Below are 23,466 nucleotides of genomic sequence, written 5' to 3'. Positions count from 1 at the left end.
CCGCATGCCCTCACTCGTCAGCCGCACGGCCGCCGGCCCGGCCCCCATCCACACCCCCGAGGAGCGCCGCAACCTCGCGACGATCCTCGCCCTCAGACGCGCCACGGTCGAGGGCCGCCGCGCGTTCCTGGCCCCCGGCTGCCGGGTGCACCGCCACGGCATGGCCCACCTGGCGTCCCGCGGCGGCTTCACCGACGGCAGCGGCTACACCGCGGACTCCATCGCCGACCGCCACGACCACATCGAGGACATCGTCGCCAAGCACGACCGCGTCTGGGCGATCTGGACGATCCGGGGCACCCACACGGGCCCCCTCTTCGGCATCGCCCCCACAGGAAAGCCTCTGGAAACCCTGGAGCTGGGCATCTGGCGCCTCACGGACGGCAAGGTCGTCGAGGCCTGGTTCTTCGCCGACGAGTACGGCCTGGCGGAGACGCTGGGGCTCGGCGTTTTCGGGGGCACTTGACACGGCCCTCACAGATCCGGCCGCGGCGGTGTCAGCCGTTCTCGTCGGGCGGCGGCGGAGGCGTCGGCGCGCCCGGTGGCGGGGCGATCTTCGCGTGTGTGCCGGAAGGGGCGGCGTCGGAGTCGGCGGGGGACGGCCCGTCCGTACGCGGCATCAGGGCGTCGCGGCGGGCGCCCGGGTCCCAGCCCGTCTCCACGACGCGCTTCTGCACGACGATCGCGGCGGCCAGGATCACGGCGCCGATGAGGAGCATGAGGACGGCGCCGCCCACGGCGCCCGCCTTCGCGGCGTTGCCGACGAGGGAGCCGAACCAGCCGAAGTCCGCGTCGCCGAACGTCGTGTTCTCCTTGCCGAAGGCGCCGAGGACCTTCAGGAGCAGGGCGGGCAGGAAGGTGATGAGCACGCCGTTGAGGAACGCGCCGAGCACGGCGCCGCGACGGCCACCCGTCGCGTTCCCGTAGACCCCGGCCGCGCCGCCCGTGAAGAAGTGGGGCACGAGGCCGGGCAGGACGAGCGCGAGGCCGAAGGCGGGCTCGAAGATCCAGGCGAGCAGGCCGAGGCTGACCAGGCCGCCGATGAAGCTCGAGATGAAGCCGATGAGGACGGCGTTCTGGGCGTACGGGAAGACGATGGGCGCGTCCAGGGACGGCACCGCGCCGGGCACGACGCGGTTCGCGATGCCCTGGAACGCGGGCACCAGCTCGCCGAGGATCGTACGGACGCCGAAGAGGATCACCGCGACGGCGATGCCGAACTGCAGTCCCTGCATGACCGATTGCATGACGTACGCGCCGACGTCGGGCGCCGCGGGACCCCCGTCGACGGCGAACGCCTTGAACGCGCTCTCCTTGCCGACCTTGGCGAGGAACACGAGCGACATGATCAGGTAGATGAGGACCATGGACAAGGCCGTGGCCACCATCGAGTCCCGCAGGAAGCGCAGGCCCTCGGGGAGCTTCATGTCCTCCGTGGAGCGGCTGCGGCGGCCCACCACCTGCCCGGTCGCGCCCGCGACGACGTACCCCGCCGTGCCGAAGTGACCGATCGCCACGGTGTTGTTGCCGGTGACGCGCTTCGTCCAGGGGTGCGCGAACGCGGGCATCGCCACCAGCATGATCCCGAGCAGGACACCGCCGACGACGACCACGACCCACGAGCGCTGCCCGGCCGTCGCGAGCACCATCGTGAGGAGCGTGGCCATGAACAGCATGTGGTGGCCGGTCAGGAAGACGTAGCGCAGCGGTGTGAAGCGGGCGAGGACCAGGCTCACGGCGAAGCCGAGGATCATCAGCCAGGCGACGCGCGAGCCGTACTCGGCCTGGGCGATGCCGACGATGGCCTCGTTCGTCGGGATCACGCCGTGCGCGCCCGTGGCGCCCTGGATCATCTCGCCGAGCGGGGCGAGCGCGGCCACGACGAGGCCGGCGCCCGCGCCGATGAGCAGGAACCCGAGCGTCGCCTTGATCGCGCCGCCGAGGACCTGGCCCGCCGACTTGCGCAGCGCGATCAGGCCCGCGGCCGTGATGAGCCCGATCAGATACGCGGGCTGGCTGAGGATTTCGTTGACCAGGAACTTCGCTGCGGATACCAGCCAGTCCACGGGCTCTGCCCCCTCTTTCTAGACGTCGTACGTGTCCCGCAGGACACGGTCGGCCTCGGTGGTGGAGGTGAAGTCGTCGACCACTTTCACGGGTACGCCGACGTCACCGAGGGTCTTGGCGATCTCCCGGGACGTGAGGATGGCGACGGCCTCGGAGGCCTTGCCCTTGGCGGAGATGGTGTCCGTGGCCTCGACGGTCACGTACCGGCTCCAGCCCCAGCGGTCGAGGACCTGCTCCAGGGTGTTCTTGAGGAAGAGGCTGGTGCCGAGGCCGTTGCCGCACACGGTCAGGATCTTGTGCACGGCGGGCCCGGCGGCCGCGGGCCCGGCCTCCCCGGCCGACCCCGCCGGCTCCGCTGCCCCGGCGGGCGGCCGCTCCCCCGCCAACAGCGCATGCACCGCCGCCGGCGTCGACGCCTCGCGCAGCGCCCGCCCCGTCTCGGGGTCGGCAAGCAGCCGGGCCAGGGACGCCATCGCCTCGGTGTGCGCGGAGGCGTCCTTCGCGGCGAGCGCCACGACCAGGTCGACCGGGTCGTTCGTCTCGTGCCCGAACTCCACAGGCCGCGCGAGCCGCACCCAGGACATGCCGGTCCGCAGCACCGCGGGCGAGGGCCGCGCGTGCGCGAACGCGAAACCGGGCGCGACGACGATATAGGGACCGCTGTCCACCACGGTCCGGATCATCTCCGCGGTGTACGTGTCCGTGCTGCTGCCCGTCGCCACGAGCAGCTCGCCCGCGGCGCCGATCGCGGCACGCCAGTCCTCGGCGGACACGTCGAGGCGGATCGCCTCGACGGGCAGGAGATCGCTCACAGACACCATGCGCTTGATCGTTTCACAGGCCGCGGGACACGGCCGCTTCTGCCGGCCGGTGGGCCAGTTGGTCGCCGAGAGAACTACGGCGGTAGAGGACCTGCCGACCATGGCGCGCCCGGGTGACCAGGCCCGTGGCGTACAGCACGCGAAGGTGCTGGGACACGGCGCTGGGGGTGACGCCGAGGCGGCGGGCAAGCTCCGTCGTCGCCAGCGGCTCTTCGAGGACGCGCAGCAGTGTGGCTCTGGGTGCGCCGAGCAGATCGGCCAGAGCCGTCGCGTCGGGCGCCGGCGGCGGGGTCCAGAGGGTCCCCACCGCACGGCTGGGGTACGCGAGCACCGGTGGATCGTCCTGGTGAATGGGGGGTGCCGGCTTGTGGGCGAACACGGACGGGATCAGCAGCAGCCCCCGGCCGGAGGCCATGGTGCGGTGCGCGCTGATCACCCCGTCGATGTGCAGCACACCGTCGTGCCAGCGCATGTTCGCATGCATGTCGGTGAAGAGCAGGCGTGCGCCTCCTGTGGCCAGTTGCCGCGCGCGGTAGGTCGTGTCGGTTCCAGCGTGAGTCGCATCCGCGGCCACATCGGCTTGATGGCCAGTTCCCAGTACCGAGCCAGGAGTTCGCAGATGGTGTCGCAGAGTCCGACGACCCTCGCGTCGTCGATGGCGGTGGCGTCGTGCAGAGCCTCGGGGAGCGGGCCCGGCGCGTGGGTGGCCAGCAGGTCGCGGCGGATCAGATCGGGGGAAGCCTGGCGGGCGACGGCCAGTTCGTCCTCGAAGGCCGGGGCGAATCGGGTGGGGCGCGGGGTCAGGAAGTCGGGAAGCGGGTGTCGGCCAGGTCCTCGACACCGAGCACAAAGCTGATCATTAAGCCATACGCTACATCGATTGCCCGCCACCACGGCGCCGCAGTGGACTTCACCGCATGACACACGAAACCCAGAGCCGGCACACGGCGATCGGCACGGGCGCGGCTCGTGACGTCGACGCCGCGCCGACCGATCATCGTCCGGCTCTTCCGCCCGGCATGCGGGCCCAGCTCGATTCGTCCTCGTACATGGGTGTGCCGACGTTCGGACTGCGCCCCCACCTGACCGAACCGGAGCAACTCGACGAGTGGAAGCCTGACGTGGCCGTGATCGGCGCGCCGTGGGACGACAACACGACCAACCGCCCAGGCGCTCGTTTCGGCCCCCGGGCGCTGCGTGCCAATGCCTACGACGCGGGCAGTTACCACCTCGATCTGCAGATCGAGATCTTCGACCACCTCGACGTCGTCGACTACGGCGACGCGATCGTCTCGCCCGGCATGTGGGAACCGTCGCGCGCCGCCATCCAGCGCCGGGTGTCCGACGTGGTCGGCCGCGGCATAGTGCCCGTCGTGGTGGGAGGCGACCACTCCGTGACGTGGCCGAGCGGGACGGCGGTCGGCGCGCACTACGGGCACGGTCGAATCGGGATGATCCATTTTGACGCGCACGCCGACACGGCCGACATTCTGCGCGGCAACCTCGCCAGTCACGGCACGCCGATGAGGCGCTTGATCGAGTCCGGAGCGATCGCCGGACGGCACTTCGTCCAGGTCGGGCTTCGGGGCTACTGGCCACCGGCCGACGTACAGGAGTGGCTGCGCGAGCAGGGAATGCGCCATCACACGATGCAGGAGATCTGGGAGCGCGGTATCAAGGAGGTGATGAACGATGTCATCGCCGAAGCGCTCGACGGCACGGACGGTGTCTACCTCTCGATTGACATCGACGTGCTTGACCCGGGATTCGCGCCGGGTACGGGGACACCCGAGCCCGGTGGTCTCGCGCCGGTCGACCTGCTCAGAGCAGTGCGCCGGATCGCCCTGGAGACCAACGTGGTCGCGCTCGACGTCACCGAGGTCTGCCCGCCGTACGACCACGCCGACCTGACGGTCAACAACGCCCATCGGCTGATCTGGGAGACGCTCGCCGGACTGGCCCACAAACGTGCCCGACCACGAGACTGACAAGAACACCGCTCGACACCACGACGGCAGAGAAGGGGCACCACGTGCAGATCGACCTCGACGGAAAGTCGGCCCTGGTCACGGGCTCGACCCAGGGAATCGGAGCGGCGATCGCCGCGGGTCTGGCCCGCGCCGGAGCGCGCGTTTCGGTGAACGGGCGCACGAAGGACTCCGTCGACGCCGCCATCCAGCGGCTGCGCGGCGCGGCCCCCGACGCGGAGCTGGTGGCAGCACCTGGCGACATCACCACCGACGACGGCCTGGAGCAGGTGCTCGCCGCCCTTCCGCGGACGGACATCCTCATCAACAACCTGGGCATCTTCGGAGCCATGCCCGCCATGGACATCCCCGACGCCGAATGGCGCCGGTACTTCGAGGTCAACGTGCTCGCCGCAGTGCGGACGACACGTGCGTATCTGCCGGGGATGAAGGAGCGCGGCTGGGGCCGGATCCAGAACATCGCCAGCGACTCGGCCGTCGTCATCCCCGCCGAAATGATCCACTACGGCATGTCCAAGACCGCGCTGCTCTCGGTCTCCCGCGGCTTCGCCAAGGAAGCCGCGGGCACCGGCGTGACCGTCAACTCCGTCATCGCGGGACCGACCCACACCGGCGGTGTGGAGGACTTCGTGTACGAGCTGGTCGACCGCGGCCTCGCATGGGACGAGGCACAGCGCGAGTTCATGCGTCTGCACCGGCCCCAGTCGCTGATCCAGCGGCTCATCGAGCCCGAGGAAATCGCGAACATGGTGGTCTACCTGAGTTCGCCCCTCGCCTCCGCGACCACAGGCGGTGCGGTACGCGTGGACGGTGGGTACGTCGACTCGATCCTGCCCTGAGCCGAACCCACCCGGCCCCCGCTACCGCACGGACCCGATCGCCTCGATCTCGATCATCCACTCCGGCTTCGCAAGCGCCGACACCTCGACGAAGGACTCGGCGAGCGGCGGCGTGCCGGTGAAGTACTCGGCGCGCAGCTTGCCGAAGACGTCCTGCTGCGTGATGTCGGTGACGTACACCGTCGCCTTGACCACCTCGGCGAGGCTCGAGCCCGCGTTGGTGAGGACCGTCGACAGGTTGGCGAGCGCCTGGCGGGCCTGGGCCTCGAAGTCGCCGGTGCCCACGGTGGCGCCCGTGTCGTCGATGGGGGCCTGTCCGGAGGTGAACACCAGGTTCCCCACCCGGACGCCGAGCGAGATGCCGACGCCGTCGTACCAGTCGGGGTCGGCGGTGACGCGGACTCGCTCGGCGCCGACAGGGGATGAAGTCATGCGGATCTCCTCAAGAAGCGTGCCTGCCCCGCCGTACGAGGCAGCTCATTGATCACAATCCGCGCGGCCGGTTCCGCATTCCCGGCCGGGAAGACCCCGAGGGGCCCCGGCCGGGACCGGTCGGTTCAGCGCGTCTCCGACGCCTTCCGCAGCGCGGTGATGCAGGTGTTGATGGCCTGCTGGAGTTCCTCCAGGCGCTGGACCATGTCGTCCTCGTAGATGTCGTCGAAGTCGACGGCGTCGTCGAGGGTCAGCTCCTCGAAGACCTTGGTGGCCTTCTGCAGGCTGCTGTAGAACTTCGTGCGCCGCTCCTGGACGCGCAGCTCGGGGTTCGCCTCGACGGTCTCGACCACGAGGGTCTTCACCGTGTCGTACGCCTCCGCGGCCCACTCGCCGGCCTCTTCGGAGTCGTCCAGCTCGTCCAGGAGGGACAGGTGCCGCTCGGCCTCGGCGCGCAGTTCGGCGGGGGCGTCGAGCTTCTGCCCGGCGGGCGTGCGGATCTGGCCCTCCTCGGCGACCTTGCGGACGTACTCGATGCGGTCCGCGTTCCTGGCCTCGCCCGCGACGGCCTTCTTCAGGTCGTCGGTGCGGGCGATGTCGCGGGCCAGCTCGGTCTGCAGGGCCGGGTCCTCCTTGAGGCGGTCGAGCAGCGCGTGCCGGGCGGCCTGGGCGGTGGAGGGGTCGGCGAGGATCGCGGCGCGCAGCGCGGTGGGGTTCTCGGCGACCTCCAGGGCCTTGGTGGGGCGGATGCCCTCGGCCTCGGCGGCGGCGGTGATCGCGGTGCCGCGCGCGGAGGTGGCGCTGGAGCGCGGTACGTAGTACGTCAACCAGACGTCGGCGTCGGGGAGTTCGACGTCCTGGCCGGGCGCGAGCGCCTCGAAGTGCGGCACGAGGCCGTCGTCGGCGGCCTTGTCCCAGGCCTTGTAGTAGCGCATGACGCGCTCGGCGGAGCACCCGGCGAGCTCGGCGAACTCCTTCGCCGAGAGCTTCGGCGACTCGCCGGCGGCCTGTCCGCCGGGCCGCACGCTGCGGGCCACCTTCAGGCCGAAGGTCCAGGCGCCGGTGCGCGCGTAGGCACCGAACTCGCGGGCGTCGCGCTCCAGGAGTTCCCGGGTGGCGGCCGGGTCCGCTTCCGGCATGGCGGCCGGGTCCGCTGCCCGCGTGTCGTCCGGTTCGGCGGCTTCGGGCGCGACGATGGCTACGGTCACTGATTACTCTCCGGGGTGGGTCACAAGCTGCACGGAAGCAGAAAGAAACAGAACGTACAGCCTATATCGACCCGAAGAACGCCCGCAGTTCGGCGGCCACCTGGTCCGGCTCCTCGTGGGCCATGAAGTGGCCGCCGCGGCGCGGGGTGCTCCAGTGGCGCAGGTCGGTGAAGACGCGTTCGGCGAGGGACTTGGGGTAGCCGGCGTACGCCGGTTCGTGGCTGAGGGTGACGGCGGCGGGGACGGTGATCGGCGGCAGCGGCTTGTTGAGGTGGTAGTCGTAGTACTGCCGGAAGGACGTGCCGATGCTTTCGGTGGCCCAGTAGAGCGTGGCGACGGTCAGCAGGGTGTCCCTGTCCCAGCGGCGGCCGACATCGCCGTCGCAGTCGCTCCAGTCGCGGTACTTGTCGACGATCCAGGCGAGCAGCCCGGCGGGCGAGTCGATCAGGGCGGCCGCGACGGTGTCGGGACGGGTGCACATGATCTCGCTGTAGCCCTGGTCCCCGATGTCGTACGCGGCGAGTGCGTCCAGGTATGTCTGCTCGGCGGGCGTCAGCGGCTCCTTCTCGAAGTCCGCGCCGACGACGGCGGACGTGATGTGCACGCCCGCGACCTGGTCGGGGTACAGCGCGCCGAGCCACTGCGTGACACCGCCGCCGATGTCGCCGCCGAACGCCCCGTAGCGCTCGTAGCCGAGCGTCTCCGTCATGAGGGAGTGCCACATCTCGGCGACGCCCCGGCGGGTGAACGGCCCTTGGGGCAGGGCGGAGTGGAGGAATCCGGGCAGGGACGGCACGACCACGTCGAAGGCGTCGGCGGGGTCGCCGCCGTACGCGGCCGGGTCGGCCAGGCGGCGGGCCGCGCGCAGCATCTCGACGAAGCTGCTCGGCCAGCCGTGGGTGAGGACCAGCGGCAGCGGCGCGGGCGCGCCCTCGGGGCGGCGGCCGCGCAGATGCACGAAGTGCACGCTGCTTCCCGCCACTTCGGCCAGGTGGTGCGGGAGTTCGTTGAGCGCGGCTTCGGCGGCGCGCCAGTCGAAGCCGTCGGCCCAGTACGCGACGAGGTCACGCAGTTGGGCCGGGTCGGTGCCGGCCGCCCAGGGGGCGGTGTCGGACGCGGTGGCGAATCGGGTGCGGGTCAGTCGTGCGCGCAGGTCGCCGAGGACGTCGTCGGACACGGCGATGCGGAAGGGCGTGACAGTCATGGTTCCTTCGCTGAGGAGAGCGGGAATGCCGCGGTGCTCGGAAGAGAGCTCGGAGAAGAACTCGGAAAAGGTCTCTGGTTGGAGGGCCGAGCGGTGCGCTCCTGTGCGGACTGCCGTGCGTTTCAGACGCGGGCGGCGGCCAGGAGGGCCCGGACGGTGCGGTCGGCTGCGGTGGTACGAGACGGAGTCGTACGCGGTGGAGTCGTGCGCATCGGGCTCACCTCCTTCGTGGGGCTCGCGCGGACGGGTGCCGCGCGGCGTACGGCGACTATACATATCCCGGTCCCCAGGCGGCCCGCTCGGCGGCGTCGGGATCGTCGACGAGCGCCCAGTCACTGTCGATGCGCATCGTCGCCCGCCGTTCGGCGTCGTACGCGTCCCAGCCCGGGTCGCCCGTCGCGGCGAACCGGACCCAGGCCCGGCGCATCCGCGCGGACAGCTCCGCCGCTTCGGCCGCGGCGGCCGGTGACCTCACCGGACCGAGGACGCCGCCGTCGCCGTACAGCGCGGGCAGCCCGGTCGTACCGAAGACGAAGGGCAACTCGACGGTGTGGGCGGCGCCGAGTGTTCCGCCGAGGGCGGGCGACGGCCAGGCGAACACGTAACGGTGGGTGCGGGAAGGGGACTTGGCGGCGTGCGCGTCGGCCAGGGCGCGGCTCCCCGCGCCGAACAGGGCCTCGCCGAGGACGGCGGACCGCAGTTCGCCGAGGGATGCGTCGGGCCGGGCCGCGCGGTGGGCGGCGATGAGCTCGGCCGGGCGTGCGTGCGCGCGGGCCGCGGTGGCCTCGACGTCGGCGGCGGTGGAGGTGGCGTACGCGCCCTGGGGCACGAGATAGAGGTTGCCTTCCTGCGCGGTGGTGCCGACGAGGAGGTCGACGTCGGGGGTGCCGGCGCGTGCGGCGGCCAGCGTGTGGGCGGGCTGTTCGTCGAGGACCGGGCCGAGCGGGCTGAGGCCCATGAGCGGGTCGGTGTGGGTCGCCGTGCGCAGGTCGATGCCCGCCAGTGCCGGTGTGATGCCGACGAGGCGTTCGTCGGGGACGGCGGCGAAGGCCTCGGCGCGGGCTTCGACGCCGAGCGCGTCCGCCGCCGCCCGGGTGACCCGGGCGGCCTGCTCGCGGCTGAACGCGCCGAGGCCGCTGCCGCTCTGTACGACGGCCCGCCGGAACAGCCCCGCGGCCGCGGGATCCGCGAGGAGCGCGGCCACGAGGGTGGCCCCGGCGGACTGCCCGAAGACGGTCACCGTGCTCGGGTCGCCGCCGAACGCGGCGATCTCGTCCCGCACCCAGCGCAGGGCGGCCCGCACGTCCAGGAGACCGCGGTTCGCGGGCGCCCCCGCCAGGTCGAGGAACCCCTGCACGCCAAGCCGGTAGTTGAGGGTCACCAGGACGACCCCGACCCGGGCGAGCGCCGAGCCGTCGTACAGCGGCGCCCTCGTGGAACCGGCGACGAAGCCGCCGCCGTGCACGAACACCAGGACGGGAAGGGGCCGTTCGGCGGGTGCCGCCGGGGTGCGTACGTCGACGGTGAGGTAGTCGTCGCCGCGCACCCAACCGGGGCCGAAGTAGGGCGACATGTCGAGGTCGCCGAGCCGGCGTTCGGCCTGCGGGGCGGTCGGGCCCGGCGTGGTCGCGTCGCGTACGGAGGTCCACGGCGCGGGCGGCTCCGGCGCGGCGAACCGGGCGGCGCCGAGGGGCGGTGCGGCGTACGGGATGCCGAGGTAGGCGGCGACGTCGCCGCGTACGAAACCGCGTACCGGGCCGTTCGTCGTGGTGATCACCGGGCTTGTGGTCGCCTCTGCGTGCGTACGGTGCATGCGGTGCGCGCTGTTCATGCGGCGACACCAATCCGCTCCGTGACGGTCGCCCGGCTCAGGGGCGCCCATTCCTTGACGGCGAACGCGCTGGGTGTGCGGGCGACTTCAAGGGCGCCGTGTCCGCCGAAGTGGGCGGGGACGACCAGGGCGTTGTGGTCGGCGGCCCAGCCGAGGAGGCGTCGGCGGGCGGTGCGCGCGGCCGCGGGGTCCTCGCAGAAACAGCTGTTGCAGTCGGGGCGCAGCACCTGCGCCGGGCTGTGCAGGAGGTCCCCGACGAACAGCGCCCGGTCCCCGCCCGACTCCAGCGTCACCACGGCCGAGCCGGGGGTGTGGCCGGGAGCGAGGTCGAGGCGCAGGTGGGAGTCGATCCGGTGGCTGCCCTCCCAGAGGAGGGTCTGGCCCGCCTGGTGGACGGGGGCGACGCTGTCCTCGAACACGTTCTGGTTGCCGCGCCCAAGGACGGAGCGGCGCTCGTTCGCCGGGTTCCAGAAATCGAAGTCGTCCCTGGCCATCAGGTAGACGGCACGGGGGAACGTGGGGACCCAACTCCGGTCTTCGAGGCGGGTGTTCCAGCCGACGTGATCCACGTGGAGGTGGGTGTTGACGACGACGTCCACGTCCTGCGGGGTGACGCCCGCGGCGGCGAGGCGGGCCAGGTAGCCGGTGTCGCGGTGGCTCCACACCGGGCTGTAGGGCCGTTCCTTGTGGTTGCCGACCCCGGTGTCGATCAGGATGGTCCTGCCCTCGCTGCGCACCACCCAGGTCTGGATGGCGGAGCGGACGACGCCGGTCTCGCCGTTCAGGAAGTCCGGCCGCAGCCAGGCGGCCTCCTCGCCCTCCCAGGTGTCGGCGGGGATGCCGGGGAAGAAGGTCTCGGGGGTCAGGTCGACCGGTCCGCAGTACTCGATGACGCGGGTGACGGAGACGTCGCCCAGCTCGATGCGGTCGACTTCAACTGTCTGATTCGTTGTCGGGCTCATGGCGCCAGCGTGTGGCGGCCGACGCGGCGCAGCCACACCCGCCGCTGCCTAGCCCTCGCAGGGTCAGGCTCCCGGGCCGCCGCGCACCGATACTGGGCCTCATGAACGGCGTGGACGGCATGGACGGCATCGGCGGCGGCATGGGCGGCATGAACGACGGACCGGGCAGGCTCGGCGCGTTCCTACAGGCCCGCAGGTCACGGCTGCGCCCCGACGACATCGGGCTGAAGACGTACGGCGAGCGGCGCCGCGTACCGGGTCTGCGCCGCGAGGAGCTGGCCCTGCTCGCGGGAGTCAGCGCCTCGTACTACACCCGTCTTGAACAGGGCCAGTCCCACAACGCGTCACCGGAGATCCTGGACGCCCTCGCCCGCGCCCTCGGCCTGGACGAGTCCGAGCGGCGCCACGTGCACGACCTGGCGGCGAGCGGCGCACGCGGGCACAAGGGCCTGCGCCGTCCGCCCGAAGAACACCTCTCCGACGCCACCCGGCACCTCCTGGACGCCCTCACGGACGTGCCCGCCGTGGTCCTCGGCCGCCGCACCGACGTCCTCGGCTGGAACGCCCTCGGCCACGCCCTGTTCGCCGCGCACCTCCCCGCCGACGGCCCCGACCACGCCCCGAGGCGCCCCAACATGGCCACGCTCGTCTTCCTGGACCCCGACACGCGTGCGCTGTACGCCGACTGGGAGACGAAGGCGCGGACTGTGGTCGCCAACCTCCGCGAGGTGGCGGGGCGGCATCCCGACGACGCCCGGCTCGCCTCCCTCATCGGCGAACTGACGATGAGGAGCGCCGAGTTCGGCGCCATGTGGGCCGACCACCAGGTGCGCCCCTGCGACGCGACGCCGCACACCATGGACCATCCGCTGATCGGCGCCGTCACCCTCACCCAGCAGGCCCTGCGCACCGCCGACGACCAGACCGTCGTGGTCGCCCACACGGCCCCCGGGTCGGCGTCGCGCGCGGCCCTGACGCTGCTCGCCGACCTGCTCGCCGATCGCGCCGACCTGCTCGCCGACCGGAACGCCCCGGTGCGGCCGAAGTCCTAGGACCGGGGAACGGGACCCGCCCCTTCCGTGGCCGGTGGCCCCACCCCGCACGGGCGACGAGACTTGCCCCATGGATACCGCACAGACAGCCGCCTATCTGCGGCGCATCGGCGTCGAGCGCCCCGCCGCCCCCACCACGGCGGCTCTGCGTGAGCTGCACCTCGCTCATCTGCGCAGCGTCCCCTTCGAGAACCTCTCCCTTCACCAGGGAGAGGAGGTCGACCTCACGGAGCAGGACCTGTTCGCGAAGATCGTCGAGCGGGGGCGCGGCGGGTTCTGCTACGAACTCAACGGCCTCTTCGCGGCGCTGCTCGCCGCGCTCGGCTTCGAGGTCACGCTGCTGCAGGCCCGGGTGTACGGCGACAGCGGCCGGCCGGGCATCCCGTACGACCATCTGGCGCTGCGGGTGCGGACCGAGGACGGCGGCGACTGGCTCGCCGACATCGGCTTCGGCACGCACAGCCACCTGCCGCTCGACCTCACCGAGCGCGGTGAGCAGAAGGACCCCGGTGGCACGTTCTCCATCGCGGAGGCGCCCGGCGGCGACCTGGACGTCCTCAAGGACGGCAAGCCGCAGTACGTGATCGACCAACGCCCGCGCGCCCTGGAGGACTTCACCGCGGGCGCCTGGTACCACCGCACGTCGCCCAAGTCGCACTTCACGCGGTCGCTGGTGTGCACCTTGATCACCGGGACGGGCCGGGTCACGCTGAGCGGCCGGAAACTCACCGTCACCACCGGCGGCGAGCGCGAGGTCACCGAACTCGCCACGGACGCCGAGGTCCTGACGGCGTACGAGACGCACTTCGGCATCTCGCTGGAGGAGGTCCCGCAGGTCGCGAAGCCTGTCAGGGTGGGCGGACGGTAGCCGTGCACGGGGGCGCGGGCGGGTGCCGGGCCCGCCCGGCGTCCTTGCGACAAGACACGGCGCGGGCACCGGGACGGAGCACGCGTGGACCGCTTTGTCCAGACCTCTTGGCGGGAATCGCACGCGGAGTCAGGCGGTGATGTTCATCGCGGCGCGCGCGGCCCTCGCGGACGTAGGCTCGCGCACTGTGAAGAGACACATACCTTTCCAACGGCTGCACAACTTCCGTGACCTGGGCGGCTATGTCACCGAGGACGGCCGTGGGGTGCGGTGGGGGCAGGTGTACCGGGCCGACTCGCTGAGCAAGCTGCGCGACGCCGACTGGGACCACTTCCTCGCCCTGGGTGTCCGCACCGTCATCGACCTGCGTTACCCGTGGGAGATCGAGGCGAAGGGCCGGGTCCCCGGCCACCCGTCGTTCGACTACCACAACCTGAGCATCGAGCACCGCTACTACGACCAGCCCTCGTTGGACCCGGACGTCGCGATCGGGCCGTACCTCACCGAGCGGTACCTGGAGGTCGCGGAGGACGGCGTCAAGGAGCTGCGCCGCGCCCTCGAAGTGATCGCCGCCGACGACGCGGGACCCGTGGTGTTCCACTGCGCCTCCGGCAAGGACCGCACGGGCCTGCTCGCCGCCCTCGTGCTCGCCCTGCTCGACGTCGCCGAGGACGACATCGTCGAGGACTACGCGCTCACCGAGCTCGCCGCGGACCGCCTCCTCGAGGACTGGCGCGCCGCGAACCCCGACCGCGGCGAGATCTGGCCCAGCTACCCGCACGCGCCCGCCGAGGTCATGCGGCTTTTCCTCGCCGCGATGGCCGAGCGCTACGGTTCGCTGCGCGCGTACGCCACCCATCTCCTCGGCGCCGACGACGAGTTGGTCGCCGCGCTGCGCCGGAACCTGCTTGAGCCGGAGGCCGGGCGTGAATGAGCTGTCGTTCCGGTCCGCCGGTGAGTCCGACATCCCCGTGCTCGTACGGCTGCGGGACGAGGCGGCGCGCTGGCAGATCTCGCAGGGCATCGCGCAGTGGAAGCCGGGCGAGCTGGGCGAGGAGCACTTCCGCGCGCGCCTCGCGGACAGCGAGATCTGGATGGCGACGGTCGGCCCGCACGGGCCGGTCGCGGGCGCCTGGGAGCTGTGGTGGGACGACCCCGCGGCCTGGGGTCCGCAGCCGCCCACCGCCGGCTACGTGCACCGCCTCATGACCGACCGTCTCGTCGCCCCCGCGGGCACCGGACGGCGCATGCTCGCCCACGCCGAGCGCCGCGTGCGCGCCGCCGGGCGCAGCCTGTGCCGCCTTGACTGCCGCGCCAACAACCCGCGGCTGCGGGCGTATTACGCCTCCGCCGGGTTCGAGGTCGTCGGCGAGCACCCGTGGAAGGACGGCGGGGTCGGTCGGCGGTTCGCGGCCACGCTCCTGCAGAAGCGGGTCCTCGACGACGGGCAGCGGCTCGCCGAGAAGGCGCGTGGGACCGGCGACGAGCGCTTCGTCGGCGGTGACGCGCGGTCGGCGTGCGGCGGGGAGCGGCGGCTCAGGGCGACGCTCTGAGCGGTCGGTTCGACGCTCTGATCGGACAGTTCAGCGCTCTGATCGGACAGTTCGGCGCGCTGCCCCCTCGGGGCGGCGCGCCGATCCGTCAGAGCGACGCCTTGATGCGGCGGGGCGCGTCGGCGAGGCGGCTGATCAGCGAGACGACGCCGGGCGGCTGCCGGCTGGCGTACCGGTCGGCGCTCAGCACGTAGTAGATCTGCTCAAGGGACGGCGGGCCCACCGCGACCGTGCGCAGGGCCGCCTGGCGGGGCGTGGCCTGGCCGGTGCGGACCAGGTAGGCGGCGGTCATCGATCCGGTGCGGCCGACGCCCGCGCCGCAGTGCACGAAGACCGGCCCGGCGGCGTCCGCGACGACGCGCAGGAACTGGTCCACCTGACGGCCGTCGGGGGTCTGTCCGTCACGGATCGGCATGCGGACGACGTGCAGCCCGGCGCGCCCCGGCTGCGCGAGCGCGGCGGCGCTCAGGTCTTCCGCGCGCAGGTCCACCACGGTGTGGATGCCGCGCGCCATGAGCGCGCGGTAGCCGTCCCGGGTGGGCGCCGAGCCGCGCCACAGCCGGTCGTCGACCTGCTGGAAGTGCTTGATGCCCGCCAACTCGCCGTCGGAGGGCCCGTGTTCACCTGCCCATACGGAGACGGCGAGCACCCCGAGGACCGAGGTGAGCCAGAAGACCGTGTAGGTGAGGACGCACAGGACGACGACTTTCAGCGTGCGCCGCGTGAGCGGGCGCCTGGGTTTCAGTCTCTTACGCGCCCGGGTGCCGGCGGTGCGCACGGAGTCGAGGAGGGCGGCGGCACGGGCGGGTGCTGCGGCGGACAACAAACGGTCACCACCTGAGGGCGTACGCACGGGCGCAGGCCGGAGCGGGGCGGAAGGAGACGGGGAGGGGAAGCGGGGTGGCCCCCACGGGGGTGACCCCCACGCCTTTCAGGCTACCGGCGTCCGCGACCCCCACCGACCAGTTCCAGCCGCCCCACCAGGCACTTTGCACGCACGGACACCCTCGGCACCCCCGGCACCTCACCCGTCGCGGTCGGCCGGCTCCACCTGACTCTCGCCGAGGACCTTCGCCCGGGTGCGCTGCGCTGTCGTGTCGACAAGACATCCGCTGAGCCGCATCACATCGTGCTCGGACAGCGCGGGACGTATCACTCCGGCCCAGACATCTTCTCCCAAACGGGTCAGCGGTGCTTGTACGTTGAGGGCGGCGGTGGAGCGGCGGCACCGTTCCCACAGCTCGCGTGCGGCGAGGGCGCGGGCGTCGGCGCTGTCGGTGCCGCGCAGCTCGACCTGGTAGACGACCATGGTCGCGGCGGAGCCGCGCGACTGGCCGGGGCGGGTCTGCGTGGCGTCGGACAGCGTGTCCACGAGCAGGGCCAGGAGCAGTCCGCACGCCGCGACCACGGCGGTCACCACGACCGCCCGCACGGTACGAGGGCGCGGCACGGCGCGCGTGTCCTCCAACTCCGGCGCTCGCCCGCCCAGTTCGGAGGGCGGCGGTGCGGTCAGCCGCGTGAGCCGTCCGGCGAGCCTGCGCTCGGCTCCGGGCCGGGCGGTGGCCGCCGAGATCTTCTGCACGATCCACGCGACGCCGGACAGCAGCACGCCCGCCGCCATCAGGACGGGCACGAAGACGTACGTGCGGTGGGCGCCGTCGGAGCCGCGCGGCTCCAGCCAGCGGAACCGTACGGAGCCCTGCTCGGCGCCGGACTCGCGCAGCCTGCGCCACACCTCCTCGGTGCGCAGGCCCGACTCGGCCACCTGCCGTTCGAGGCGGCCGATCCGGCCCAGGAGCACCGCGCAGACGAGCAGGCCCTCGACGACCAGGAGCAGCACCCCGCAGATGAGCGCGCGCTGCCACTCCCAGCGGGTGAGGTAGACGACGCTGTAGGTGGCGGCCGCGGCGGCGGTGAGGCCGCCGAAGAGATAGTTCACGTACCTCATGACGCCATGCCCTCCCGGTAGTCGGGGCAGTCGGAAGGCAGCACACAGTTGGACGGCAGCGGGCTGTCGGAAGGCAGCGGGATGCCGCCGCCGCGGGGGCCGGACGGCGCGTTCGGGGCTCCCCTGGTCCCGGGGCCGAGCGGGTCGGGGCCGGATCCGGGCCCGGGTGACAGCGTTCCGGCCGCGGGTCCAAGGGTGTCCACGCCCGCCCCGTCCCCGGAGGAAGCCCTCGGGTACTCCACGACCTCGCCCCGCTCGGCCGCCTCCCCCACAACCGTCACCCGCACCTCCTCCACCGCCCCCGTCCCCCCGTCCACGGACATCCGCGTCCCCTCCGGGAACCGGTCGACCGCGTCGGGAACGCCGACCGCCGTCGGCACCTCGAACTCACGCGCCAGCACGGCGAGATGGGACAGAACGCTGCCGGTCTCGGCGACGAGGCCCGCGAGTCCGGGCAGCAGGGACGCGAGGGACGGGTCGAGGGTGCGGACGACAAGGACCGGGGATCGGGGGCGCTCGCCCGCGCCGTGCCACGCGGTGCCCGAGCCGAACCCGCCGCCCGCGCCCTGCCCGGCGCCTTTCGTGGCGCGCCCGGCGGGTTCGGGCACCGGCCGCCCCGCCGCGAGGCGGAACGCGGCGGGCAGGGCGGGGCGGTGCGGCCGGGGCAGCCGCTCGGGCAGGTCGGCGGGCAGGCCCGCGCCGTCGCTCGCCGCCGTCAACTCGGCCCAGCGCAGCAGCGGGACGCGGGACGGATCGTCGACGAGCCCGGCCGCCGTGAGACGGCGGGCCATCTCGCACACCATGCCGGTCTGCATCTCCTGCACCCAGCGGATGCGCAGGCGCAGCCCCTCGCGGGCGGGCAGGGCGGCCGCGCCGCGCGCCACCCCGGCCCAGGGCGTGCGGGCGGGCAGCGGTGCGCGCGGGCCGAGCGACGGCGGCAGCAGGGACAGCAGGACGGGGTGCCGGGCGATGAGGCGCCCGTCGTCGGGTTCGGCGGCGCGCGCCTCGGACAGCACGGCCAGCGCCTCACCGACGGCCGTGGCGCCCGAGCGCTGCGGCAACAGGGCGCCGGCCAGGGACTCCTGTGCGTGCAGCGGCGCCAGGACCGTGCGCCCCCAGGACACGGCGGCGAACAGACGCCCCGTCAACATGTCCTCAGGGGCGGGCAGTTCGCTCAAGTGGCGGTCCACATCGGCCATGAGGTCGACGGCGAGCATCGGAAGGGCGGCCCGCAGGCGTCCGGTCCGCCAAGCCGCGGCGGCGCGCCGGGCGCCCGGAGCCGGGTTGAGGAAGGCGAGGAAGGCACCGCCGCGGCGGCGGACGGGTATCACGCCGAGGAGCCCCAGGTCGGCGGCCGCCCGGCCGTCGACGGTGGTGACGACGGGCAGGTTCCGCAGCTTGCCGCGCGGGGCCGAGCCCGTGACGTCCAGGGCGAGGGTGAGGCCGTACGACATGGGGGCCAGCCAGAGGTCCTCCTCCAGCGGCTGCAGGACGCCGGGGAAGGTCTCGGCCACCGGCCCCGGCCCGAGCAGCCGGGCGCGGCGCGGCGGCACGGCGGGCATCGCCGTGATGGGGCGGGTCTGGAACAGCCACAGCCGGTCGTCGGCGTCGAAGCCGAACTCGATGTCCTGCGGGCCGCCGAACTCCCGCTGCGCGAGCCGCGCCAGACGCGCGAGGCGGCGCAGCCGTACGCGGTCGAGCAGGCGGGTGCCGCGCGGCTCAGCGGGTTCGGTGCCCATCAGGCGGGCGTGGCGCGTGAGTTGATACCGCACGCCCTGGACGCTTCCGTCGACAAGGCGGTCGGGGCCGCCGGGCACGGCGCTGACGAGCATCCGGTCGTGGCGCCCCGCGAGCGGGTCGGCGCCGAACATCACCCCGCCCGCGACGGCCCGCACCATGGGCTGCACGAGCACGGCCATGCCGTCACCGCCCGCCTCCCACGGGGACGCGCCGCTCTCGCCCGCTTCCGTGCCCGCTTCGTTCGCACTCCCCGCCAACTGCCGTACGGGGACGCGCCGCGCCGAACGCAGCACCCGCCGCACGGCGTCGGTGAACGCCTCCCAGTCCCGGACGTCGAGGACCGTCTCGAAGAGTCCCGCCATGGACGACTCGGTGCCGTCCTCGTGCACGGAGGAGGACCGCACGACGACCGACAGGGCACCTTCGCCGCTCAACTCGCCCCAGGCGCGCCGGAGTTCGACCTCTCCGCGTGGCGCCCCGGGCGCCACCGCGGCCGGCACCACGACGAATCCCGGCAGGACGGGCAGTCCCGCTCTCGCGGCCCGTGCCAGGTGGGCGGCCTTCGCGCCGGCGATCCGGGCGTCCCGCGCCTGCCCGGCGTCCAGGGTGATCACCGCGTGCCCGTCCGCGTCGAATCCGGTCATGGACAACCTCCTCCGCGCGGGACGAGGACCTGGCGATCGGGCCCTGAAACCGTCCAGCCCTTAGCACGGACGCGTGACATCGCGCTGAAGTTGAGCCCGACGACGTACGAAATAGGCCGAATCAGCCGGACAGGCGCGATCAGCCGGACAGGCCGCGCAGATGGTCAAGGACCAGGCGTCCGCGCGGCGAGAGCCGGTAGCCCACGTCGAGGCTCTCGGTAAGGCCGCGCTCCTTGAGCTTGCGTACGTCCGCCTTGAAGGGGAGCCGTTCGCGGTCCATCCGGGCGGCCAGGTCGGCGGCGCGGACGGCGGGGTGGGCGGCGATCAGTTCGAGGGTGGCGGTGGTCCACGGGCCGTGGCCGCTGCGGGCGTCCATGCGGGCGAGGGCTGCGGCGATGTCGTCGAGTTCGGCGGCGGAGAGGTCCGTGTCCTGCCTGAGGCCGACGCGGGGGTCGTCGCCCGCCGGGCGGAGGGTGACGCGGTAGAGGGTGCGGTCGGCGCCGGGGCGCTGGTCGGCGAGCAGGTGCGCGCGGTCGGGGTATCCGGCGCGGCGCGCGTCCTTGTCGCTCACGGCGACCTCGTCCACGGCGTCCACCGCTTCGACGGCGAGTACTCCGACCGCGGTACGCAGCGCGGTGCCGGGCCGGACGGCGGGCCTGCGCCAGCGCCGGAAGGCCAGATCGACTTCGCCCGCGGCGATCCGGGCCAGGGCGTCCTGGGTGAACAGCAAGGCACCTCCGAGGTTGCGACCAGGACAGTCTCCACCAGCGGGGCCGCGGGCGCACAGCAAGGCGGCCCGGTGACCGAGAAGGTCACCGGGCCGCCTTGTCACTGACGGGTCAGCGCACGTTCTGCAGCTCGCGCTCCGGGTCGGAGTACGGCGCGGCTCCGCCGTTCACGTCACCGAGCTGCTTGTGCAGCTTCTCGCCCTCCACGTCCACGTTGGGCAGGATCGCGTTGAGCCAGCGCGGCAGCCACCAGGCGGACTTGCCGAGCAGCGCGAGCACCGCGGGCACGATCGCCATGCGGACCACGAAGGCGTCGAAGAGGACGGCCGACGCGAGGCCGAAGCCCATCATCTTGATCATGTCGTCGTTCTCCATGATGAAGCCGGAGAAGACGCTGATCATGATGACCGCCGCCGCGGCGACGACGCGACCGCTGTGGGTGAAGCCGGTGACCACGGCCTCGCCGGGGCGCGCCCCGTGGACGTACGCCTCACGCATGCGCGTGACGAGGAAGACCTCGTAGTCCATCGCGAGACCGAACACCACACCGATCATGAAGATCGGCATCATGCTCATGATCGGACCCGGCTGGTCGACACCGAAGACGCTCGCGAGGTGGCCCTGCTGGAAGACCGCCACGACCGCGCCGAGCGCCGCGAGCACCGAGAGGAGGAAGCCCAGGGCCGCCTTCAGCGGAACCAGGATGGAGCGGAACACCAGCATCAGGAGCAGGAAGGCCAGGCCGACGACGAGAGCCAGGTACGGGATCAGGGCGTCGTCGAGGGTCTGCGAGAAGTCGATCGTCATGGCCGTCGCGCCGGTGATCAGGACCTCGGTCCCGGTCTTGGACTCGACGTCGCTGATGTCCGAGCGGATCTGCTTGACCAGCTTCTCGGTGTCGGCGTCACTCGGTCCTGTCTTCGGCACGGCGGTCATCGTCGCCGTGTTGTCTTCCTTGTTCGGCGCGGCCGGGGTGACGCTGACGACGCCGTTGAACTTCTTGAGCGCCTCGCCGACGTCCTTCGCGGCGGTCGCCGCGCCCTTGCCGTCCTTGTCGACGACGACCGTGAGCGGACCGTTGAAGCCCTTGCCGAAGGAGTCCGACAGCATGTCGTACGCCTTGCGCTGGGTGGTGTCCGTCGCGAACGTGCCCTCGTCGGGCAGGCCGAGCTCCAGCTTGGCGGCCGGGGCGGCGATGGCACCGAGGCCGACGACGGCGAAGAGCAGCACGACCAGCGGGCGGCGCAGCACGAACCGGGCCCAGCGGGTGCCGAGCTTCGGCTTGGCGTGCGGGTCGGCGAACGACGTGCCGAAGGGCTTCTTGCGGTCCTTGCGGCGCAGCACCTTGCGGCGGCCGAAGCCGAGCAGCGCCGGGATCAGGGTGAGCGCGATCAGTACGGCGATCACGACCGTGCCGGCCGCGGCGAGGCCCATCTTGGTGAGCAGCGGGATGTTGACGACCGCGAGTCCGGAGAGTGCGATGACGACGGTGAGTCCGGCGAAGACGACGGCGGACCCGGCCGTGCCGACCGCGCGACCCACCGCGTCCTCCGGTTCGCGTCCTTCGGCGATCTCGGCCCGGTAGCGCGACACGATGAACAGCGCGTAGTCGATGCCGACCGCGAGCCCGATCATCATGGCGAGCGTCGAGGTGGTGCTGGACAGCTCCAGGGTGCTGGCGAGCGCCGTGATGCTGGAGATGCCGATGCCGACACCGATGAGCGCGGTGAGGATGGGCATGCCCGCGGCGATCAGCGAACCGAAGGTGATGAGCAGGACCACCGCGGAGATCGCGATGCCGATCATCTCGGCGCTGCCGCCCATCGACTGCTCGGTGGCAACGGCGTCACCGCCCGCCTCGACGGTCAGGCCGTCCTTGCGGGTGTCCTCGAGGAGCTTGTCCAGCGCGTCCTTGTTCTTGTCACTCAGCTCCGTGCCGGTGACCTTGTACGACACGGTGGCGTAAGCGGTGGTCTTGTCCTTGCTGACGGTGCCCGACTTGAACGGGTCGTCGACCTTGGAGACCTTCGCGCCCTTGCCCAGGGCACCGACGAGCTTGTCGACCTTGGCCTTGTTCTCCGAGGCGGTGATCTTCTCGCCGTCGGGGGCACGGACCACCACGCGGGCGGTGGCACCGTCGGACTTGGTCTGCGGGAACCGCTCGTCGAGCAGGTCGAAGGCCTTCTGCGACTCCGTGCCGGGCATGGAGAACGTGTCGGCGGGTGCTGCGGGGGCTGCCGAGGCGGCGAAGCCTGCGCCGACGAAGAGCAGCACCCATATGAGCGCCATCCACCAGCGTCGTCTGAAGGCGAGACGGCCTAGCTTGTAGAGGAACGTAGCCACGGCGAAAGAGACCCCCGTCGGGATTGGCAGGCAAGGGTGACCATCCGGCGGCACGGTGATGCTCGTCGGTACAGGTCTTCAGGATCCCCTCCATCGTGCCGTCCGGTTGGGGCGCGGAAGTCAGACTGCGGGCCGGACTATCGGCCCACGACCGGTGTAGTCATGAGAGAGGCCCCTCATCCTCGGGTAGGAGACGGGCTGAATGGGTGTAGATCTCATGTACCGGGGGAAGAGGGCGCGTGTGAGCTGCGTCTCGCGGGGGTCAATTCACCCCTAATACGGGGCGATTCGCGACAGAATCCCCGTAGTTGATCACCGAACCTGAAGGGCGCCTGCACTGAACGTGCCATTCCGCTGACGCTCGGGCCGCCACGGAGCAGGGCCAGGCTCCCCTACGGGTCGCGCCCGCCCGCGACACATGAGCAGTCACGCAGTGTGTTCTTCCGGTCACGGATGCCGGTGGTTCCCGGAAGCCGATGGTTCCCGGAACCTGCACCGGAGTTGGCGGTGGCGAAAACGCGAGATCGTCTCAAGAGAACGTGTGTGACCGGGCTCCGCTGTTGCTACCGTGAACCGCAGTCAGACCGGGGGGTAGCAGTCTTGGGGGAACATCTGTGCCGCAGTTGCGGCGCTTCGGCGCCTGGCTCATTGACTTCGCATTGGTGGTCGCGGCGGCCTGGCTGCTCGCGGTCCTGACCTTCAACCGCATCGGCACCCTCATCACGGACGTGCCCGAGCTGGTCACCAAGGGCAGCTGGCAGTTCGTCAAGTCCGGGGGCGATGCCCAGGGTGCCACCGACGACCTCGTCGACTCGCTGTGGCGGGACGCGGTCGGCTACATCCAGCAGGGCTTCCTGGCCCTGGTCCTCGTGACGTTCCTGTACCAGTGGCTCACGCTCAACTTCACCGGGCGCACACTGGGCAAGGCCGTGATGGGACTGCGCGTCACACCGAACACGCGGTCGCGCACGGCGCTGCGTGCCGCCGTGACCACGGCCGCCGACGTGGCGGTGTACTCACTGGCGTGCTGCATGCTCGTACAGGGCTGGATCTTCCTGTCCGTCATCTGCTGGATCGCGGCGGTCGCCCTGTTCACGCTCAACGCGCTCCCGGTGTTCTCGCGCTCGTCGCGGTCGCTCGCGGACCGCGTGGCCGGCACCTCGGTGACCGCTCCCGGCTTCACCGGAATGCTGCCGTCGGCCCGGCGCGAGCCCGGTCGGCCCCAACGGGACCTCACA

At 72.1% G+C, this 23,466-nt stretch carries 21 protein-coding genes; 8 read left to right on the top strand and 13 right to left on the bottom strand.

The window, feature by feature from the left end; translation table 11 throughout:
* Window positions 1–4: 4 nt before the first annotated feature.
* The gene (locus IEY91_RS09640) at window positions 5–466 is read left to right on the top strand and encodes an ester cyclase (protein WP_189173623.1); all 462 of its coding nucleotides are present in this window, start codon (window positions 5–7) and stop codon (window positions 464–466) included.
* Window positions 467–497: 31 nt separating this feature from the next.
* Here IEY91_RS09640 and ulaA read toward each other — a convergent pair whose 3' ends face one another.
* Genes ulaA through IEY91_RS41690 form a run of 3 tightly spaced genes read right to left on the bottom strand, consistent with a single transcriptional unit; the run spans window position 498 to window position 3,372 of the window.
* Window positions 498–2,066, bottom strand: coding sequence for a PTS ascorbate transporter subunit IIC (ulaA, locus tag IEY91_RS09635; protein ID WP_189173622.1), 1,569 nt, complete (start codon window positions 2,064–2,066; stop codon window positions 498–500).
* 18 nt (window positions 2,067–2,084) lie between these two features.
* The gene (locus tag IEY91_RS09630) at window positions 2,085–2,888 is read right to left on the bottom strand and encodes a PTS sugar transporter subunit IIAB (RefSeq protein WP_189173621.1); all 804 of its coding nucleotides are present in this window, start codon (window positions 2,886–2,888) and stop codon (window positions 2,085–2,087) included.
* Between the two features lie 13 nt (window positions 2,889–2,901).
* A complete protein-coding gene (locus IEY91_RS41690) occupies window positions 2,902–3,372 on the bottom strand; it encodes an ArsR/SmtB family transcription factor (protein WP_229696831.1) in 471 nt (156 codons plus the stop codon).
* Window positions 3,373–3,805: 433 nt separating this feature from the next.
* On the opposite strand from IEY91_RS41690, the gene speB reads away from it, so the two are divergent.
* The gene (gene speB / locus IEY91_RS09620) at window positions 3,806–4,876 is read left to right on the top strand and encodes an agmatinase (protein WP_229696830.1); all 1,071 of its coding nucleotides are present in this window, start codon (window positions 3,806–3,808) and stop codon (window positions 4,874–4,876) included.
* A gap of 44 nt (window positions 4,877–4,920) precedes the next feature.
* Complete coding sequence (locus IEY91_RS09615; RefSeq protein ID WP_189173620.1) at window positions 4,921–5,715, top strand: SDR family NAD(P)-dependent oxidoreductase; 795 nt, start codon at window positions 4,921–4,923, stop codon at window positions 5,713–5,715.
* A 21-nt stretch (window positions 5,716–5,736) separates the two neighbouring features.
* Here the strand turns inward: IEY91_RS09615 and IEY91_RS09610 are convergent, their stop codons facing one another.
* From IEY91_RS09610 to IEY91_RS09590, 5 genes are all read right to left on the bottom strand, one after another.
* Window positions 5,737–6,147: a RidA family protein gene (locus IEY91_RS09610; RefSeq protein ID WP_164326765.1), complete on the bottom strand. Its 411-nt coding sequence runs from the start codon at window positions 6,145–6,147 to the stop codon at window positions 5,737–5,739.
* Between the two features lie 125 nt (window positions 6,148–6,272).
* On the bottom strand, window positions 6,273–7,286 hold the full coding sequence (locus IEY91_RS09605) for a hypothetical protein (RefSeq protein ID WP_189173860.1): 1,014 nt from the start codon (window positions 7,284–7,286) through the stop codon (window positions 6,273–6,275).
* 130 nt (window positions 7,287–7,416) lie between these two features.
* Entirely contained in the window at window positions 7,417–8,559 is a 1,143-nt protein-coding gene (locus IEY91_RS09600) for an epoxide hydrolase family protein (RefSeq protein ID WP_189173619.1), read from the bottom strand.
* Between the two features lie 268 nt (window positions 8,560–8,827).
* Complete coding sequence (locus IEY91_RS09595; protein ID WP_229696829.1) at window positions 8,828–10,390, bottom strand: carboxylesterase/lipase family protein; 1,563 nt, start codon at window positions 10,388–10,390, stop codon at window positions 8,828–8,830.
* On the bottom strand, window positions 10,387–11,352 hold the full coding sequence (locus tag IEY91_RS09590; protein WP_189173618.1) for an MBL fold metallo-hydrolase: 966 nt from the start codon (window positions 11,350–11,352) through the stop codon (window positions 10,387–10,389). Before IEY91_RS09590 ends, IEY91_RS09595 begins: the two co-directional genes overlap by 4 nt.
* 101 nt (window positions 11,353–11,453) lie before the next feature.
* Here IEY91_RS09590 and IEY91_RS09585 point away from each other — a divergent pair, with 101 nt between their 5' ends.
* The 4 genes from IEY91_RS09585 (at window position 11,454) to IEY91_RS09570 (ending at window position 14,825) form a co-directional block, all read left to right on the top strand.
* Window positions 11,454–12,404, top strand: a complete 951-nt coding sequence (locus tag IEY91_RS09585; protein ID WP_373287913.1) for a helix-turn-helix domain-containing protein — start codon at window positions 11,454–11,456, stop codon at window positions 12,402–12,404.
* 70 nt (window positions 12,405–12,474) lie between these two features.
* Window positions 12,475–13,272: an arylamine N-acetyltransferase family protein gene (locus IEY91_RS09580; protein ID WP_189173617.1), complete on the top strand. Its 798-nt coding sequence runs from the start codon at window positions 12,475–12,477 to the stop codon at window positions 13,270–13,272.
* Window positions 13,273–13,459: 187 nt separating this feature from the next.
* Window positions 13,460–14,206, top strand: a complete 747-nt coding sequence (locus IEY91_RS09575; RefSeq protein ID WP_189173616.1) for a tyrosine-protein phosphatase — start codon at window positions 13,460–13,462, stop codon at window positions 14,204–14,206.
* Window positions 14,199–14,825, top strand: a complete 627-nt coding sequence (locus IEY91_RS09570) for a GNAT family N-acetyltransferase (RefSeq protein ID WP_229696828.1) — start codon at window positions 14,199–14,201, stop codon at window positions 14,823–14,825. The genes IEY91_RS09575 and IEY91_RS09570 overlap by 8 nt, the downstream gene beginning before the upstream one ends.
* A gap of 88 nt (window positions 14,826–14,913) precedes the next feature.
* Here IEY91_RS09570 and IEY91_RS09565 read toward each other — a convergent pair whose 3' ends face one another.
* From IEY91_RS09565 to IEY91_RS09545, 5 genes are all read right to left on the bottom strand, one after another.
* On the bottom strand, window positions 14,914–15,648 hold the full coding sequence (locus IEY91_RS09565; RefSeq protein ID WP_306309879.1) for a fused DSP-PTPase phosphatase/NAD kinase-like protein: 735 nt from the start codon (window positions 15,646–15,648) through the stop codon (window positions 14,914–14,916).
* Between the two features lie 201 nt (window positions 15,649–15,849).
* Complete coding sequence (locus IEY91_RS09560) at window positions 15,850–16,773, bottom strand: hypothetical protein (RefSeq protein WP_189173614.1); 924 nt, start codon at window positions 16,771–16,773, stop codon at window positions 15,850–15,852.
* Window positions 16,770–19,157: a PEP/pyruvate-binding domain-containing protein gene (locus tag IEY91_RS09555; RefSeq protein WP_189173613.1), complete on the bottom strand. Its 2,388-nt coding sequence runs from the start codon at window positions 19,155–19,157 to the stop codon at window positions 16,770–16,772. Before IEY91_RS09555 ends, IEY91_RS09560 begins: the two co-directional genes overlap by 4 nt.
* Before the next feature lie 139 nt (window positions 19,158–19,296).
* Window positions 19,297–19,887 (bottom strand): hypothetical protein, encoded by a 591-nt coding sequence (locus IEY91_RS09550; RefSeq protein WP_189173612.1) that lies wholly within the window; start codon window positions 19,885–19,887, stop codon window positions 19,297–19,299.
* Window positions 19,888–19,996: 109 nt separating this feature from the next.
* On the bottom strand, window positions 19,997–22,228 hold the full coding sequence (locus IEY91_RS09545) for an MMPL family transporter (protein ID WP_164326755.1): 2,232 nt from the start codon (window positions 22,226–22,228) through the stop codon (window positions 19,997–19,999).
* Between the two features lie 614 nt (window positions 22,229–22,842).
* On the opposite strand from IEY91_RS09545, the gene IEY91_RS09540 reads away from it, so the two are divergent.
* A partial coding sequence (locus tag IEY91_RS09540) for an RDD family protein (protein WP_229696827.1) occupies window positions 22,843–23,466 on the top strand: 624 nt, incomplete at its 3' end.

This window comes from Streptomyces lasiicapitis (assembly GCF_014646335.1).
In the GTDB taxonomy this organism is placed as follows: domain Bacteria; phylum Actinomycetota; class Actinomycetes; order Streptomycetales; family Streptomycetaceae; genus Streptomyces; species Streptomyces lasiicapitis.
This window is presented reverse-complemented; position numbering and strand designations above follow the sequence as displayed.